Source organism: Campylobacter troglodytis (assembly GCF_006864425.1).
In the GTDB taxonomy this organism is placed as follows: Bacteria; Campylobacterota; Campylobacteria; order Campylobacterales; family Campylobacteraceae; genus Campylobacter_D; species Campylobacter_D troglodytis.
The window spans coordinates 1-4,399 of sequence record NZ_QHLI01000099.1 but is presented as its reverse complement, the minus strand read 5'-3'; the positions used below and the strand labels follow the sequence as shown (position 1 = coordinate 4,399).

The 4,399-nt window shown below is 30.7% G+C and carries 5 protein-coding genes; all 5 read left to right on the top strand.

Translation table 11 applies throughout. The features are described 5' to 3' along the window. Positions 1–973 (top strand): Cj0814 family flagellar-dependent secreted protein (locus DMC01_RS13910; protein WP_185908923.1); only part of this gene is annotated, 973 nt, incomplete at its 5' end. A gap of 162 nt (positions 974–1,135) precedes the next feature. Continuing rightward, positions 1,136–1,798, top strand: coding sequence for a hypothetical protein (locus DMC01_RS11955; protein WP_142694422.1), 663 nt, complete (start codon positions 1,136–1,138; stop codon positions 1,796–1,798). A 20-nt stretch (positions 1,799–1,818) separates the two neighbouring features. Continuing rightward, entirely contained in the window at positions 1,819–2,631 is an 813-nt protein-coding gene (locus tag DMC01_RS11950; protein ID WP_142694421.1) for a hypothetical protein, read from the top strand. Positions 2,632–2,794: 163 nt separating this feature from the next. Further along, complete coding sequence (locus tag DMC01_RS11945) at positions 2,795–3,292, top strand: hypothetical protein (protein WP_142694420.1); 498 nt, start codon at positions 2,795–2,797, stop codon at positions 3,290–3,292. 72 nt (positions 3,293–3,364) lie between these two features. Next, positions 3,365–4,399: Cj0814 family flagellar-dependent secreted protein (locus tag DMC01_RS11940; RefSeq protein ID WP_142694419.1), on the top strand; the 1,035-nt coding region annotated here is incomplete at its 3' end.

The window sequence follows — 4,399 nt, the reverse complement described above, 5'->3', positions numbered from 1 at the left end:
AAAACTCTCAGTTAGAGAAAAAACAAATTCAAACGCTGTAAATTCAAATTCTAAAATCTCAAATTCAGCTAATGAAGTCTTAGGCTATAAGGTTGATAAGGACGGCTATTTCACAGAAGAGTTCAATGAAGCTGCTGGAATTCCAAAGGATTATAAGATACATTCAAGCACTATGGAAAAAATGGTACAGCTAATGCAAGGTCGTCAATTTTTTACCGTTCCTTATTACAAAAGCATAGATATAGCCAAAAGTGTGGGTAATGCTTATAAAATTCTTTCGCAGGTGGTAGGTGATGAGTTGGTTTCTAAAAATTCTTTTACCTTAGAAGAGCTTGAAAATTTACCTTATATTTATCAATACAACAAAAAAACCTTGGAAGTAACTAAAACACTTTCATCAGAAGAAATAAAAGATAAAAGCAATGTAAAAGCCTTGCTCGCAGAAGATGAGCTAAATAATTTTTCACATAGCGTGTATTTGTTTATGGATAATTTTTTTGATGATGAAATCGGTGCTATTCGTGGAAAAGATGAAATTAAAAAATACACCAACGAAGATGGCTCTATAAATATAGGTGGAGTTTTACTCGCTATTCTTAATGTAAATACTACCATAGTTGATGGAGAAACTACTATTATGGGTAAAATGAGTGGTTATGATAGACTTGTGGATTATAAAGCCTTGCATAATTGGTTTGTACAAGATCAGTTTCAAAATGTAGTTGTTGGAGATGACTTTTTTGAAGCACTTTCAGGCACTGATTTTGATGAATTTATGAACAATTACGCCAAATACAAAGAAAAAAAGATGAAAGAACGCGAGGAAAATTCTTTCACCCTTGAAGAACTGATAAGAGAGATAAAAAAGCAGATAGAGCTTATGTTTGGCAAAAGCGATGAGCTAAGAAAAGAACTTGAAGAAGAACAAAAGAAACTCTTTACAAATGAGATAAGACTTGATATAAAGGCATAAAAATTCTAAAGTTTTAAAATAACTTGTCGATTTAAAATAGTAGAGTATTTAGTTTGAAAGTTTTTTGTATTTTTAATCTTTAAACCTTTAAATATATTTTGAATAAATTTCGTGCTAGAACTTAGTGTTAAATTCACAAAATTAATTTTAAAGAAACAAATTATGTCAAAAGCATTCTTTAAAATTACACTTCTTAGTGCTTTACTCTCAAGTTTTTCTTTCGCTGATGATTTTTTAGCAAAGCTTACAAATGGTGCTTTAAGCGATAATTCTGCTGGAGTTAAAAAACTTACACTTGATGAAGCAAGTCAGGTTGTTGGTGGGTATTATGTTAGATTTAAAGATAATGAAACTAAATGGGGTCTAGCGGACACAATATATGCCATTGCTATGCCTGATTTAGGAAATGAATTAGGTTGGGCTTTTGTAAATGGAGAATTAGATTTGCAACAGACTATGAAAAATGAAAAAGGTTTGTGTCCTATGGGTATAACCGAGTGTTACTCAAATAAAAACGCAAGAAAACATATGTGGCAAAGTCAAAAAAGATTGCAAGAATTTAATCAAGCCTTAGATGGTGCTAACTATTTATATACAGGGTTAGCTTATTCTGTAAGAAGACATATTGGTTATAGCAGAAATGGACGCTTTGTATATTTTACTTACGGAGTAGCTACATATAACCGCTTAAATGGACAAATGCGAAATGTTACTAGCAGTGCTGTTTTAAATGGAAATTTAATCATTAAAGAGTTGAGTAAAGCCTATAAAGAACAAATGGAAAATCGTTTAGGTGGCTGGAATGTTAGGGCTTGGGATAAATAATTAGCTAACAAGGATTTATTATGGTTGTATCTAATGTAAATACTACTCAATACATTGTTTCAAATGAAAATTTGAATAAAAATACTGTAAAATACGATAATGTGCAAGCGGAAATTGACGGCGAGATACAAAAAAAGCCACTTTATTACGAACCGAATAGTGTTGAGGAAATAACAATAGAACTTGATAAAATTTTTTCTAATTCTGAAAAAGTTATGGACGAGGGAAAAATTATGAAAGTAGCTGGACTTGTGCCTTTACTTGGATATGCAGAAGATGGAGAAGTAACGATTATAGGTAAAATCTTTGGTTATGACGAAACGATGAGTGAAGCAGAAGTTGAAAGTTTAAGAATTTTTATAGAAAGTAATGCTATTTTAGGCTTGAGTGGTGGAATTTGGATAGATGATGAAACTACTGCTTTACTTGATTCAACGATGAGTATAGATGAATTTAAAACAAAATGGCTTGAATATAAAGCCGTAAAGGAAGAAAGTTGGCAAAAAAACTTAGAAGAATTTTTTAAAAAATTTAATCAGCAAACAAACCAAACTCAAGAACTAAACACCAGCCAAACAAACACCGAAGAAAGCACAAGCAAAAAGACTTTCACCCCTATACAAACTACAAGCAAAAATGACATTTACAAAGATACAGGATATTTTAAATTCAAAGACCTGCTTAAAAATCAACAAGACTTAGATATGCTGTCTATACTTTTTAATTCTATCAAAAATGATAAAAATTTTAGTAACACAAACAATAATATAAATAATACCTTACTCAATTTGATGAGAACAAATATATTAAATGGGCTTGATATAAAGGCATAAAAATTCTAAATTTTTAAAATAACTTGTCGATTTAAAATAGTAGAGTATTTAGTTTAAAGGTTTTTTATATTTTTTATTTTTAAACCTTTAAATATATTTTGAATAAATTTCGTGCTAGAGCTTAGTGCTAAATTCACAAAATTGCATTATTAAGGAGCAAAAAATGTTTTCTAAATTCTTTAAAATTGCATTTCTTAGTGCCTTACTAACAAGTTTTTCTTTGGCTGATGATTTTCTTGCTAAACTTACAAATGGTGCTTTAAGTGATAACTTGGCTGGGGTTAAAAAACTTACACTTGATGAAGCAAGTCAGGTTGTTGGTGGGTATTATGTTATTGACGGTCCTATTAATGCAAATGAATACGCCGTAATAGCTGTCCCAAATGCTAAAACGACAAGGTATCAAAGAGTGCAAATAAATAATGTAACCTTAGGAGATGAGGATCAACTTTTAACCTATATTGTAAAGAAAAACATAGGTTATAGTAGAAATGGACGCTTCTTATACTTTAGCTATAATACAGCTGTTTATTATAAGCCTACTAGAACATTTATCAGGTTAAATTCAAGTCAAGTGCTAAATCATAATGGAGTTATCCAAGAATTGACTAGAGCCTATAAAAGCACAGCTGAACGCTATTTACAATATGGAATAAGATAAACTCACATTTAAATAGTATAAATTTATTTTGAAAAATGTCGATGTTACTAAATAATTTTTTAAGGGGTCTTTATGGTTGAGTTTTCTACGAGTTTAAATTCTTATAATTTTGTTTCAAATACTTCGTCAAAAAAAGAGTCTAGCGACATTTCAAATTCTAAAAGCTCAAATTCAAGTAATGAAGTCTTGGGCTATAAGGTTGATAAAGATGGATATTTCGCAGAGGAATTCAATGAAGCAGCAGGCATTCCAAAGGACTATAAGATACATTCTACAAGTGTGGAGAAATACTTAAAAACTCAAACAGCTTTGTTTAGTGGATATTCGAGCATAGATATAGCCCAAACATTTAAAAACGGTTTTAAGGTTTTTTCACAGCTTTTAAATGATGAGTTAGCTTCAAAGCAAAGTTTTACAAAAGAGGATTTAGCAAATTTACCTCAAGCTTATGATTTAGACAAAAAAAGCTTAAATGTCATCAAAAGTTACACACTTAACGAACAAGAATATAAAGACTATGTAAATGGAGTGCTTACAAATCATTCTCCAAGTGAAAATATCATCAAAACAACAACTTTTGACCTTGCTTTAGGTAAAAATTTTGATGAGGAATTTCAATTTGCTTTAGATAAAATTCAAGGCGATAAATACATAAATGCTGATGGTTCTATCGATAAAAGTGGTGTTTTTATGGCTTTTCTTACAGGGTGGAGCTTAAATTATACTATTAGAGAGGGTGAAACGACTATCTGGGGCAAAATTCAAGGACTTGATAAAGATACAGATACAAGCATTTTAAAAGAACTTGAAGAATTTATGGAGCAAAATCCAGCTGAGGCGGCTTTACTTGAAAAAATCGACTTACTAAACTCAAATTTAAGTATAGATGAGTTTAAGGCGCAGTGGCTTAAACTGAAAGAAATTTCAGATAAAAGAAAAGCTCAATGGAAAGAAGAAAGTGAATTAAAAACAATGGCGTTTGCTCAAAACACCAGCCAAACAAACACTGAACAAACAGAGCAAAGCTCAGCTCAAAAACACTCACCTATACAAGCCACAAGCAAAAACGAAATTTACAAAGATACAACATACTCTAAATTCAAAGAC

What these genes read in the sequence shown, in the direction of transcription:
- DMC01_RS11955 (WP_142694422.1), top strand. Translation starts at nt 1,136, where the DNA reads ATGTCAAAAGCATTCTTTAAAATTACACTTCTTAGTGCTTTACTCTCA.
- DMC01_RS11950 (WP_142694421.1), top strand. Translation starts at nt 1,819, where the DNA reads ATGGTTGTATCTAATGTAAATACTACTCAATACATTGTTTCAAATGAA.
- DMC01_RS11945 (WP_142694420.1), top strand. Translation starts at nt 2,795, where the DNA reads ATGTTTTCTAAATTCTTTAAAATTGCATTTCTTAGTGCCTTACTAACA.